The organism is Pseudomonas sp. GW456-L13, assembly GCF_017350115.1.
Taxonomy (GTDB): domain Bacteria; phylum Pseudomonadota; class Gammaproteobacteria; order Pseudomonadales; family Pseudomonadaceae; genus Aquipseudomonas; species Aquipseudomonas jessenii.
The window spans coordinates 2,271,796-2,283,557 of record NZ_JACNAS010000001.1 but is presented as its reverse complement, the minus strand read 5'-3'; the positions used below and the strand labels follow the sequence as shown (position 1 = coordinate 2,283,557).

The 11,762-nt window shown below is 59.2% G+C and carries 13 protein-coding genes; 12 read left to right on the top strand and 1 reads right to left on the bottom strand.

The window, feature by feature from the left end; all coding sequences use genetic code 11:
- Position 1 precedes the first annotated feature (1 nt).
- From J4D25_RS10365 to J4D25_RS10345, 5 genes are all read left to right on the top strand, one after another.
- A complete protein-coding gene (locus tag J4D25_RS10365; protein ID WP_030128695.1) occupies positions 2 to 622 on the top strand; it encodes a cytochrome o ubiquinol oxidase subunit III in 621 nt (206 codons plus the stop codon).
- Positions 623 to 964, top strand: a complete 342-nt coding sequence (cyoD, locus tag J4D25_RS10360) for a cytochrome o ubiquinol oxidase subunit IV (protein ID WP_057716358.1) — start codon at positions 623 to 625, stop codon at positions 962 to 964.
- An 11-nt stretch (positions 965 to 975) separates the two neighbouring features.
- Entirely contained in the window at positions 976 to 1,863 is an 888-nt protein-coding gene (cyoE, locus tag J4D25_RS10355; RefSeq protein ID WP_057716357.1) for a heme o synthase, read from the top strand.
- Between the two features lie 268 nt (positions 1,864 to 2,131).
- Positions 2,132 to 2,770, top strand: a complete 639-nt coding sequence (locus J4D25_RS10350; protein ID WP_057716356.1) for a DUF6036 family nucleotidyltransferase — start codon at positions 2,132 to 2,134, stop codon at positions 2,768 to 2,770.
- On the top strand, positions 2,754 to 3,206 hold the full coding sequence (locus J4D25_RS10345; protein WP_057716355.1) for a hypothetical protein: 453 nt from the start codon (positions 2,754 to 2,756) through the stop codon (positions 3,204 to 3,206). The genes J4D25_RS10350 and J4D25_RS10345 overlap by 17 nt, the downstream gene beginning before the upstream one ends.
- A 283-nt stretch (positions 3,207 to 3,489) precedes the next feature.
- Here the strand turns inward: J4D25_RS10345 and J4D25_RS10340 are convergent, their stop codons facing one another.
- Entirely contained in the window at positions 3,490 to 4,908 is a 1,419-nt protein-coding gene (locus J4D25_RS10340; protein WP_057716354.1) for a PLP-dependent aminotransferase family protein, read from the bottom strand.
- Positions 4,909 to 5,056: 148 nt separating this feature from the next.
- On the opposite strand from J4D25_RS10340, the gene J4D25_RS10335 reads away from it, so the two are divergent.
- From J4D25_RS10335 to J4D25_RS10305, 7 genes are all read left to right on the top strand, one after another.
- The gene (locus J4D25_RS10335; protein WP_057716353.1) at positions 5,057 to 6,157 is read left to right on the top strand and encodes a hypothetical protein; all 1,101 of its coding nucleotides are present in this window, start codon (positions 5,057 to 5,059) and stop codon (positions 6,155 to 6,157) included.
- A 42-nt stretch (positions 6,158 to 6,199) separates the two neighbouring features.
- On the top strand, positions 6,200 to 7,480 hold the full coding sequence (locus tag J4D25_RS10330) for an acetyl-CoA carboxylase biotin carboxylase subunit family protein (RefSeq protein ID WP_057716352.1): 1,281 nt from the start codon (positions 6,200 to 6,202) through the stop codon (positions 7,478 to 7,480).
- Between the two features lie 48 nt (positions 7,481 to 7,528).
- The gene (locus J4D25_RS10325) at positions 7,529 to 8,023 is read left to right on the top strand and encodes a RidA family protein (RefSeq protein WP_008018868.1); all 495 of its coding nucleotides are present in this window, start codon (positions 7,529 to 7,531) and stop codon (positions 8,021 to 8,023) included.
- Positions 8,024 to 8,106: 83 nt separating this feature from the next.
- Entirely contained in the window at positions 8,107 to 8,592 is a 486-nt protein-coding gene (locus J4D25_RS10320; protein WP_057716351.1) for a cupin domain-containing protein, read from the top strand.
- A gap of 244 nt (positions 8,593 to 8,836) precedes the next feature.
- Positions 8,837 to 9,481 (top strand): glutathione transferase, encoded by a 645-nt coding sequence (yfcF, locus tag J4D25_RS10315; RefSeq protein WP_057716350.1) that lies wholly within the window; start codon positions 8,837 to 8,839, stop codon positions 9,479 to 9,481.
- Positions 9,482 to 9,513: 32 nt separating this feature from the next.
- Positions 9,514 to 10,854 (top strand): KamA family radical SAM protein, encoded by a 1,341-nt coding sequence (locus J4D25_RS10310; protein ID WP_057716349.1) that lies wholly within the window; start codon positions 9,514 to 9,516, stop codon positions 10,852 to 10,854.
- Between the two features lie 31 nt (positions 10,855 to 10,885).
- Complete coding sequence (locus J4D25_RS10305; protein ID WP_057716670.1) at positions 10,886 to 11,761, top strand: branched-chain amino acid aminotransferase; 876 nt, start codon at positions 10,886 to 10,888, stop codon at positions 11,759 to 11,761.
- Position 11,762 lies beyond the last annotated feature (1 nt).

Below are 11,762 nucleotides of genomic sequence, written 5' to 3'. Positions count from 1 at the left end.
CATGTCGAATTTAGTGACCAATGTTGGACACGCCCATGGTGACCATGGGCACGATGACCACCACGACTCGGGCGAGATGACCGTATACGGTTTCTGGCTCTACCTGATGACCGACTGCATTCTGTTTGCGTCGATCTTCGCGGTGTACGCGGTACTGGTTAACAACGTAGCGGGTGGTCCGTCGGGCCACGACATCTTCGAACTGCCATACGTGCTGGGCGAAACCGCTCTGCTGTTGTTCAGTTCGATCACCTACGGCTTCGCCATGCTGGCGTTCTACCGGGGCAACAAGAAGCAGGTCCTGGGCTGGTTGGCCATGACCTTCCTGTTCGGCCTGGGCTTCATCGGCATGGAGATCAATGAGTTCCACATCTTGATCTCCGAAGGCTACGGCCCTAGCCGTTCCGGCTTCCTGTCCGGGTTCTTCACCCTGGTCGGTACCCACGGTCTGCACGTGACCAGCGGTCTGATCTGGATGGCGATCATGATGTATCAGGTCAACAAGCATGGCCTGACCTCGACCAACAAGACCCGTCTGAGCTGCCTGAGCCTGTTCTGGCACTTCCTGGACGTCGTCTGGATCTGCGTATTCACCGTTGTTTATCTGATGGGGACTATGTAAATGGCTAACCCAGCTCATTCCCACCATGGCCACGACAACGCCGGTCACGGCAGCTACAAGTCGTACGTCATCGGCTTCATCTTGTCGGTGATCCTGACCGCCATTCCATTCGGTCTGGTGATGTACCCGACACTGCCGAAGTCGATCACCCTGTTGATCGTCCTGGCGTTCGCGATCGTCCAGGTGCTGGTGCACCTGGTGTACTTCCTGCACTTGGACCGTTCGGCCGCGCAGCGAAACAACGTGATTGCGTTTGTCTTCGCCGCGATCGTGATTGTCCTGCTGGTTGGCCTGTCGCTGTGGATCATGTTCAGCATCCACACGTTCATGATGGCGAAGTGAGGTAAGTCCGCATGTCCCTCAAGCACTTTATCCAAATCACCAAACCGGGGATCATTTTCGGTAACGTGCTTTCTGTGGCAGGCGGATTTTTCCTGGCCTCCAAAGGGCATGTCGATCTGGCCATCTTCCTGGCCGCCATGATCGGCACGTCCCTGGTGGTTGCCTCCGGTTGCGTGTTCAACAACTGCATCGACCGCGACATCGACCTGAAGATGGAACGCACCAAGAACCGGGTGCTGGTCCAGGGCTTGATCTCTCTGAAACTGGCCCTGATCTACGCGACCGTCCTGGGTGTCGCCGGCGTTGCACTGTTGTACAAGGTGGCCAACCCGTTGGCCGCACTGTTCGCAGTCATCGGCTTCGTGATCTACGTCGGCTTCTACAGCCTGTACCTCAAGCGCAAGTCGGTTCACGGCACGCTGGTGGGCAGTCTGTCGGGCGCCATGCCGCCGGTGATTGGCTACGTCGCAGTCAGCAACACCTTCGACATGGCCGCGCTGACCCTGCTGGTGATGTTCAGCCTGTGGCAGATGCCGCACTCCTACGCCATCGCGATCTTCCGCTTCAACGATTACCTGGCCGCATCGATTCCGGTGCTGCCGGTGAAGCGCGGCATCCAGGTGGCCAAGAAGCACATCCTGCTCTACATCCTGGCGTTCCTCGTGGCGACCTTGATGCTGACCTTCAGCGGCTACGCCGGCATGAGCTACCTCGCCGTCGCCGCCGCCATGGGCATGTACTGGCTGTACATGGCCTGGACCGGCTACAAGGCAGTGGATGACACGGTCTGGGCACGCAAGCTGTTCGTGTTCTCGATCTTCACCATTACCGCGTTGAGCGTGATGATGTCCCTGGACTTCAAAGTGCCGGCGGAGTTGTTGCTGACGTACGCGCCTTAAGCGTCGGATGCTGTAAAGAAAAGCCCCGCCTTCGAGAGAAGAGCGGGGCTTTTTGTTGGGTGCTTTCTGCGGGACCGCGTTGCCGCCATCGCGAGCCTGCTTGCTATGGCCGCGACGCGGACTGACAGGCCTCTTACGATAGGGGGCCTGACCGGCAAAAATGCTTACGGATTTGCCTGAACTTTCCCACGGGTTTTTCAGGTTGAGGGTCGGAAGTCGCCTATCTAGCCTCGGGAGCCGTTATTACGAGCATCCCAGAGGATCTACGATGGAGCTACCAGAGGTAATCACCCCGCGTGTTAATACGGAAACAGCGTTGGGGCAGGCTTTGATTTCAATATTCAAATCTGTCGAAGCGGAACTGGAGCTAGAGAACGCAGGACCAGGGGCCGTCAAAATTATCGTTTTCGGTGGCTGCGCTGTTCACCTTTATACCCATCATCGCGTTTCCACCGACGTCGATGCCGAGATTTATGAGGCTCATGTTGCCGAAGGTTTACACCTGCAAACCATGCTCGCAGAGATACCCGAACAGTTTGTTGATGAGCGATCCGGTCGATTGATGGAGCTGAACTACGACCTGCAATACAACACCAGTTTTGGGCCAATACATGAGGACTATTGGGAGCGGAGCCTTCCTATTGAAGCGTTTCCGATAGAGTCCCCGCTGCACGTTCATATCGCAGCACCTGTCGACATTGCCATCTCCAAACTGGGCAGAGCGACCGATCAGGACATTGGTGATATCAAGGCACTTCTCAGGGCTGGTTTCATCTTGACTACCGAGTTCCGTCGACTGGCATTGCAGGCGATTGATGTATATGTTGGCAACAAGGAGCCACCAATCTCCGTTCTCACTAATATTTTGCATGATTATCTGGAGAGCACAGATGACGAAGCCCCATAGCGGCCACGTCCTCTCATCCGCCTTGGACACGCTGGTAAAAAGACCTTTAAATCAAGCGGATGACGCTGCTCTCGTGAGCGCCGCCAAAGCTGTCTGGTACTCGGACTCAAATCTTGAAAGCGAGGTAACCGCTTTTTTGAATCGTCACACTGACGAAGTGGAGGTTCGGCGCGCTGGCTATCTGCTCGAGCGATTCACTCGATTTACTTGCTTGTCCGATCTCCGGGTGTCGGAAACGCTCAATGTCCTCGAGCTTTTTGCACATTCGACTTCCGTGCAAGCCGTGGTGCTACAAACCGTCACGCCACTGCGTCGACGCCGTGATGAACTCGCTGTCTCTTGGGGGTTGAGTGAGGGCCTCGGCCTAAAAGCCCAAGCCCTCATGCCTTTTCAGACCCGGCATTACGAAGCTGAGCAGCGCGCCATGTTTTCCTGAGCTCTGGTTGCAGCGAAGAGGCTGCATCGTTTGGCCCAAAAATTGAAACGGCCTGCAGCGCAAAGCCCCTCCTTTCGAGAGAACGGTGGGGCTTTTTCATTCATGCGCGGTTGTTACAGGGGGTATCGAGCACCTTCACCACGTTATCGCTGATATCGGGTACGACGCTGAACCCTTGTGGGAGCGAGCTTGCTCGCGATGGCGGCGTGTCAGGCAACATCAATTTTGAATGTGACGGCCTCATCGCGAGCAAGCTCGCTCCCACAAGATCGGTGGTCGTCGGTTACTTGCTTTGTTTATCAAGCAACCGGAAAAACCGCTCGCGCACCTGCAAGCTGTCACTGTGCGCCACATTGAAGCGCAGGAACTGGCTGGCATCCGGCCCTTTGCTCAGCAAGGTGCCCGGCGCCAATACCATATTGTTCTCCAGCCCCTGGCGAGCCAGGTTTTCGGCATGCAGGCCGTCCGGCAACCGCGCCCATATAAACACCCCTTCTCCGGGAAGCGAGGAAAGCGAACACCCAGCCTCCGCCAACCAACTGGCCACACGACTGTTCGATTCATAGAGCCGATCCACCGTGCGCCGCGCATGCTTGGCATAGCTGCCGTCGCTGAGCATGGTGCAGGTGATCTGCTCCGCCAGTTCTGAGGTCACACCACCGCAGGCCATTTTCAACGCGACCATCCGCGCCGCCAATTGTGGCGAGAGCACGGTGTAGCTGACCCGGCTGTTGGCGGTCAGGGTCTTGGAGAAGCCGGAGACATAACTCACGTTGTCCAGCCCGCTGGCGGCCAGGCGCGGGGTGCGGCGTTGCTGGATGTCGCAGTACAGGTCGTCTTCGACGATGTGGAAGCCATGGCGGTGGCTCAGTTCCAGCAAGCGGTAAACCTGGGCCGGGGTGAACGAGTGGCCGGTGGGGTTATGCAGCGTGCTGTTGGTCATGTACAGCACGGGTTTGTGGGCGATCAGCAGTTGCTCGAAGGCGTCGAGGTCCATACCGTCGCAATCCCGTGCGATGGTGATGACCTTGGCCCCGTGCAGCGCCAGGTTGGCGTGCATGTTGAAGTAGCAGGGGTCGTCGAGCAGCACGGTGTCGCCGGGTTTGACCAGCAGGCGCATCAGCAGGTCGATGGCCTGCATGGTGTTGGCGGTGGTGATGATCTGGTCCACCGGCGCTTCGATGCCGAAGGTCGCCAGTTTCACCCGCAGGGCCTGGCGCAACGGCAAGTAACCGCCGGCCACGCCGTACTCGCCCATGCGCAACGACGTTGCTCGCAGGGTACTGCGCACGGCTTTCTGCAATTCTTCGGCGGGTAGCCACGAGGTCGGCAGAAAACCGCAGCCGGGGCGCAACGCGCCGTTGTCCAGCAGCAAGGCGCGACGAATCACGCTGAGGGTGTCCTGGGGTTGCAGGTCCGGGCCGGTGCCGCTTTTCAGCGCCGCTTCGGAGCGATGCACGTAATGCCCGGAGCCCTGGCGCGACACCACCAGCCCTTTGGCCCGCATGCGGTCCAGGGCATCGACCACCGTGGACTTGCCCACGTTCATCAAGTCGGAGAGTTCGCGAATCGGCGGCAGCTTGGCGCCGTGGGGCAGGCCCCCGGTGCTGATGGCATGCGTCAGCTGATCGACGATCTGCTGCACCAGCGGCGCGCCGGGCTGGAATTCAATGGCGGCAATGACTGCACGTTGAACCTGCATTTTACTGGTCTCTCCGGCAGTAAAGTTCGTTGGATTCTATACGAACTTGCCCTGATCAGGACACGCCTCTCTCTCTACCATGCCCTTACAGACTTTTCTGAGTGTCCACCGTTGTCGGCGGGCATTCACCCGGTTCCTGAGGTGCTGCATGAGTGTCGAAACAACGGTCGCGGTGGCTAAACCGGTCATTAACCTGCGGTTATTCACGATCCGGATCATCACCGCCGTCTCGCTGTTCGCGGTACTGGGCAAGGCCAACGTCTGGCTCGACACGGCCACCAACAGCATCCTGGCCCTTGGATATCGCGCCTTGTTGCTGCTGTTGCCCCTGACTTTACTGGTACTTGGCCGTCGTTCCCTGAGCGTCACGCTGCTGTGTGCCGGCCTTGGCCTGGTACTGCTGGCGTTGACCAGCAATCAAGGCATGGTGATGTTTGCTGCCGCGTTGTTTGCCTACGGCATTGCCATTGCCGGTTACCTGATCAAGAGCGAAGCGGCCCAGACCAAGGAAGGCGCGGCCTACAACCGCGTGGCCATGAACATGGGCAGCCTGGTGGCCGGTTTGATCCTGCTGTCGCCGCTTCTCACGCCGACGATGTTTTTCCTCGGCGCGGCGGCGTTCGTGTTGCTGTGCCTGCCGATCGCCCTCGGCGCGACATTCACCACCGAGCCGGTGGTAGCCCGCCCGGCCACTCAGGTCGGCAGCAACTGGGGCAACAAACTGCCCTGGGTGATCGCCGGGATCATCATGGGCATCAAGCTGTTCGGGGTGTTCTCGATCCTGCCACAGGCAATCCTGCTCAAGACCGGCGAGTTGCCGGCCTGGTACGGCTTGATGCTGATCCTCAACAGCGCCGTGGTGGTCTTCGCCCAAGTGCCGGTGATGAAGCTGATCGAGCGCACCGGGCGCTACAAGGTCGTGGCGGTAATCGGGATCATCGTCGGCGGTTTTGCGGTGCTGTCTTCGCCTGCCGCGTTCCACGTCGAAACCCTCGCCGGGGCGCTGGTCTGGGTGGCGCTGCTGTCCATTGCCGAATGCGCCTTCAGCTACCTCGATTACTTCTCCGTCAAACAGAACAACATGTTCGTCAAGGAAGTGTCCCTGGGCGTCGGGGCCGGGCTGACCGTGTTGATCATGCGGGTGGTGCCGGCGCCGTACAACGCGCTGGTACTGGCCGCCATCGGTGCCGCAGGGATCCTGGCCTGGTACTGGCTCAACCGTAAATCCAATGCGTCGTTGCATGACTGAGTCATTGCCATTGCGGTTTTCACTTTGCAGGTCAGGGGCATTATGAATACGACTTCATGTGTAGTAGTGGTCGGTTACAACGGCAATCGGGTGCACGACATCCAGAAACTGCGCGAGCTGTGCAAGTCGCTCTACAACGCCAGGCTCATCCTGCTGGTCGAGAAAATCCAGCCCCATGACGACCAGGTGGCCGATCACGTCTGCAGCACTTCGCTGGCGGAAGAAGATGTGGCGGCGTCCCTTGAACTGGTGGTGGGATGCCTGAATGCCGACAGCTGGAAGCTGATCGGCATACTGCCGTTCTCCGATCGCGGCGTGCTGCTCGGTGCAGCGCTGGCCACTCACTTCGGCCTGCCGGGCATTACCCCGGAAGAAGCGCGGGCGGGCCTGGACAAGCAGATCTTCCGTCGGCTCGAAGCGGCGGCCAGCAACTCCCCCGGAGATTACCGGCCGGTGTTTTCCGCGCGGGTCGAAAACCTGTCGGAACTGCGCCAGCGCGTCGTCGAACTGGGCGGCAAGGCCTTCATCAAACCGGCCTGCGAAGGTGCGAGCCGGGGCTGTCGCGTCATCCATCACCCGTCGGAATGCGATGACGCCTGGCTGGCCCTGAAGCCTTACCGCGAAGGCGGCATCGTCCTTGAAGCGCTGGTGCAGAACGCCCGTGAATACAGCTGGGACTGTGTGGCCGGCAGCACCTGGGTGACGGAAAAAACCACCACCGAAGGCGCCTACCGCGCCGAGATCCAGCAAGTGGTGCCTGCGCCGTTGTCGGTGGACGTGCAGGCGCGGCTGATGGCGGCTGGCCGGCACATGTCGGCGCTGGTCTCCCAGGACAACGGTGCCTGGCACAACGAAGTGTTCCTGCGCAGCGACAACCTGACCTCGGCCGTGGAAACCAACATGCGCCCCGGCGGCATGCACATCTGGGACCTGGCCAAACGCGCCTTCGTCAATTTCGATCCGTGGGAACGCTGGGTGCGCTGGGCGGTGGAAGGCAAGACCGAACAGCATGAACCAGTGGCCCGCGGCTACTGCGGCATTCGCCTGCTGCGGGCGCCGGCCGGCGGCATCCTGCGGGCAACGCCCGACATCGCCACCGTGGCCCGTTCGCTGCGCATTGAACTGGTGGAAGGCCAGTACGCCAAGCGTATCGGTGACTCGGTCAGCGCGCAGGTCAAGGACAACTTCTCATTCATCGGGCACATCGTGTTGTTCAACGAACACTACGGGCAACTGAGCAACGACCTGTTGCGTCTGGCCGAGGTGATTGAGTCACGCATCGAGGTGACTTGCCTGGCACCGGTCACTCGCGCCGTGTGTTGAGCCAGCAAGCACCCGTTTTTTGCATTACTGATCAAGAGGGTTCGATCAATGATCCAGCACATGACCTGCGATGAACGCTTCATCGCCCTGGCCAAAGAGTTTGGTTATGACATTTACGGCGAAAACACCGCAGGCGGGCATTACGCGCCGCTGATCCGTCATCACGATGAGCTGTACATCAGCGGCCTGGTGCCGCGCATGAACGGCAAGATCCATTACCCCGGCCGCGTCGGACTGGATCTCACCATGGCTGATGCGCAGGCGGCCGCCAGCATCAGTGCGATGCGGGGGCTGGCGTTGATCGTCGATGCCATTGGTTCCCTGGACAAGATCAAGTCACTGATCCGGGTAACGGTGTATGTGAAGTCCACGGCGGACTTTGTCGATTTGAGCGAAGTGGCCAACGGCGCCTCGGATGTGTTCAGCCATGTACTGGGCGATGCCGGCAAACATACCCGCACCACGGTCGGTGTTTATCAGTTACCCAAGAATGCCGCGATAGAAGTGGACATGATTGCCGCCTTGCGCCCATCGGTTTTATAAGTTATTTCCAGACTTTACAGCGCTGAGCCGTTAACTTAAGGTTTAGCGCTAAAGTATGGGAAATAATAAGAAAGGACGTGCGAATGGATAACTTTCAAGGTGCGTTTTTTTCATATAAGGACTTTCGTCAAAGCCTGCACCATCGAGCGCCAAGTCCCAAGGTATGGAAAGGCACTGAACTGACGGATATGCGCCAGACCCTTGAAGCCAGCGACGTTGATATTGTCGCGTTGGCTCATGAAAAGAGCATTGAAGGCTGTGAAGTGACGCCTGGCATGGCGATCGCCATGCAATGGCTCAACCCCGGTGTGACGCTCAACGGTCATGCCCATTCCTGGTGGCATCTGTTCGTTATTCAGTGCGGCAGTGGCGTGCTGACCCTCGGCGATGCCGATGGGGTCGACGTCAGCAGCGGCGACGTGCTGCTGGTACCGGCGTGGACCAGACACGGCTTCGTCAACACCAGTAAATACGAGCCTCTGGCGATGCTGAACATGAGCAATATGCCGCAAATGGCACTGCTCTCGAACTTTGCCGACAGCCATGGCCTGATCACCACCCAGCCGTAATTTCCCAGCGCATCAGCCAAGGGAGCCAACCATCGTCGGCTCCCTTTTTTTGTTTTTCAGACCTGCCACCGGTATCGCCTTTTACAGCGCTATTGCCGGGATTTTCGCTGCGTATATGTCGGTAAAAAACAACTTTCTGTATCGATTGAAACAGGCAAATTCTGTATCTATCCAGCTTTCATCCAACTAACTACGATCACTTCCAATGCACGTTAATCCCTGCAGTCAGTGAATGGAGTGTTCTATGGATAACAGGAAGCTAAAACTGTATGTCGGCGCCGATCATGTCAGCGCTTTTGCGATGTCGGCTTTTGTGGCGCTCAAGGAAAAGCAGCTTTCATTTGAACTTGTTACTGTCGATCTAAAAGCACGCGAAAACTATCTGGCGACTTATCGCAATCTTTCGCTGACCTGCAAGATTCCAACGCTGGTTCACGACGATTTTGCCTTGTCGGAATCATCGGCGATTGCCGAATACCTTGATGAACTCTCCCCGGGGCATAAAAAACTCTATCCGCAGGACATCCGCCAGCGCGCCCGTGCCCGTCAATTGCAGGCCTGGTTGCGCAGTGACTTGTTGGTGGTGCGCAAGGAGCGCCCGTTTGACCTGGTGTACTTCGGCAAGAAAAACACCGTGCTGTCCGACGAGGCCGAAGCCGCCGTCGAGCGCTTGTTCTTCGTCGCCGGGCATTTGCTGGAAGAGGGCGCCGAGCATCTGTTCGGTGACTGGAGCATTGCCGACACCGACCTGGCAATCATGCTCAACCGGCTGGTTGCCAACGGCGATCCGGTGCCGGCACGGCTCGCGGCATATGTGCGTCGCCAGTGGGATCGCGACAGCGTTCGGGCGTGGATGGACATAGAGCGCAAAGCGCCGGCCATCGCGTAACAACACTCAGGGCAATCACCAGGAGCGCGGCCATGCAAGGACTGTCGGAGCACGAACGCTACAAACCCTATAACTCACGCACCATCCGCGACACACCGTACTGGCACAAGCTGACGCCGGCGTTGCAGGAGGCCATGACCGTGGTGGCTCGGGTCATGCCGTTTCGCACCAACGAATACGTGCTGGGCACGCTGATCGACTGGAACAACATCCCCGACGATCCGGTTTTGCGCATGACCTTTCCCCACAAGGACATGTTGCTGGCGGAGGAATATGCCTCGCTCAAACAACTGATCGAGCAGGATGACAGCGCGGCGATCAAGCGTCGGATCGAGGCGATCTGGCGGCGCATGAACCCGCATCCGGCCGGGCAGTTGACCCACAACGGAGTCACCCTCAACGGCAAGGTCCTGCCGGGCATCCAGCACAAGTACCGCGAGACCGTGCTGTTTTTCCCCGGTGCCGGTCAGACCTGTCACGCGTACTGCACCTTCTGTTTCCGCTGGGCGCAGTTCATCGGCGAGGAAGAGCTCAAGTTCAACGCCCGTGAGTCCCAGGAGCTGGTCAGTTACCTGAGGGTGCACACCGAAGTGACCGACGTGCTGATTACCGGCGGCGACCCGATGATCATGAACACCCGCTCCCTGGCCGGTTACATCGAGCCGCTGCTGGATTTGCCACACCTGAAGAACATCCGCATCGGCACCAAGTCCGTGGCGTACTGGCCGCAGCGTTTTGTCAGCGACAAGGATGCACCTGAGCTGCTGGAGCTGTTCCAGCGCATCGTCGCGGCGGGGAAAAACCTGTCGATCATGGGCCACTACAACCACCCGGTGGAGATCCGCCAGGTCATCGCCCGCCAGGCCATCGAGCGTATTCGCTCGACGGGCGCGACGGTGCGCATGCAGGCGCCGGTGATCCGCCACGTCAACGAAAACCCCGCTGACTGGGCGGCGTTGTGGACCGAAGGGGTGCGGCTCGGGGCGGTGCCTTATTACATGTTCGTCGAGCGTGACACCGGGCCCAGCCACTACTTCGAGATGCCGCTGGCCCGGGCCTTCGAGATCTTCCAGGCGGCGTACCGCACGGTATCGGGGCTGGCGCGAACGGTGCGCGGGCCGTCCATGAGCACCTTCTACGGCAAGGTGTTGATCAACGGCATCGAGACCGTCGCCGGGGAAAAGGTCTTCGTCTTGCAGTTCCTCCAGGCACGCAATCCGCAATGGGTGTTGCGCACGTTCTACGCGCGCTTCGATCCGCAAGTGACCTGGTTCGACGACTTGCAACCGGCCTTCGGCGAGCGTGCGTTCTTCTTTCAGACCGAGCTCACTGCCGTGCCGGAATTGATACCCGTGTTGCTGGAAACGGCGTAGGAAAATTCACGAACAATGGGGAGATATGGATATGAGCAGTATCCCGTTTGATCAGCGCGAGGGCGTTATCTGGCTCGACGGCGAGTTCGTCGAGTGGTCCCGGGCGCAGTTGCATGTGCTGACCCATGGCCTGCATTACGCGAGCACCGTGTATGAAGGCGAGCGGGTCTACAACGGCAGGATTTTCAAGCTGCGCGAACACAGCGAACGCTTGTATCGTTCGGCGCAATGGATGGATTTTGCCATCCCCTATGAGATGGCTGAACTGGAAGCGGCGAGCCATGAACTGCTGCAACGCAACAAGGTTGCCGACGGCTACCTGCGCCCGGTGGCCTGGCGTGGCAGCGAGATGATCTCCACCTCGGCACGTTTCAACCGTGTGCATGTGGCCATCGCGTGCTGGCAGTGGCCGAGCTATTTCGACCCGGCGGCGCGCATGGCTGGTATCCGCTTGAAGACCGCGAGCTGGCGCCGCCCGCCACCGAGCAGCAGCCCGTTCGAGGCCAAGGCCTCCGGGCATTACCAGATAGCCACGCTGAGCAAGCACGACGCCGAGAACACGGGGTACCACGATGCGCTGATGCTCGACTGGCGCGGCCACGTTGCCGAGGCCACCAGCGCCAATGTGTTCTTCGTCAAAGGCCGGACGCTGCATACGCCGCTGCCGGATTGCTTCCTCAACGGCATCACCCGGCAGACCGTGATCGAACTGGCCAAAGCGCTGGACTACCAGGTGGTCGAACGCACGATTTTGCCTACAGAGCTTGGCGACTTCGATGAGTGTTTTCTCACCGGCACCGCCGCCGAAATCACCCCGGTGCAGAGCATCGATGAGCAGCACTATCGACCGGGTGACGCCTGCCGCGACTTCATCGCCGCTTACACCTCAACCGTCAACGCCGGATAAC